At 66.1% G+C, this 236-nt stretch carries 1 protein-coding gene; it reads left to right on the top strand.

Translation table 11 applies throughout. From position 1 onward, the window contains the following. The coding region (locus R0J92_RS26625) for a hypothetical protein (RefSeq protein ID WP_411053892.1) at positions 1–236 on the top strand (236 nt) is incomplete at its 5' end.

The following is a 236-nucleotide window of genomic DNA, read 5'->3' as shown; positions in this document are numbered from 1 at the left end:
CAGAAGTCTTCGAGAGTCGTGACGGCGGGGGCATCACGGCCCAGCCCCGGATCGACCCGCTGGGCGGGGAAAGTGGGGGGCTCACGGTGCTGGGACGGTCTGGGGATGGGAAGCCCGCGCTCCTCGAGCGGATGCTGCGCATGACCCTCGTCCTCACCGAGATGACCGACACACAGCCGGGCAACACTCTCTATATTACGGCTCCGCCTGACCCCACCATCATCACGCTGGCCTAA

It is taken from the genome of Tritonibacter sp. SIMBA_163, assembly GCF_046535935.1.
GTDB lineage: Bacteria > Pseudomonadota > Alphaproteobacteria > Rhodobacterales > Rhodobacteraceae > Epibacterium > Epibacterium scottomollicae.
Note: the sequence above shows the minus strand (reverse complement) of the source record. Positions and strands in the feature narration are given on the sequence as shown.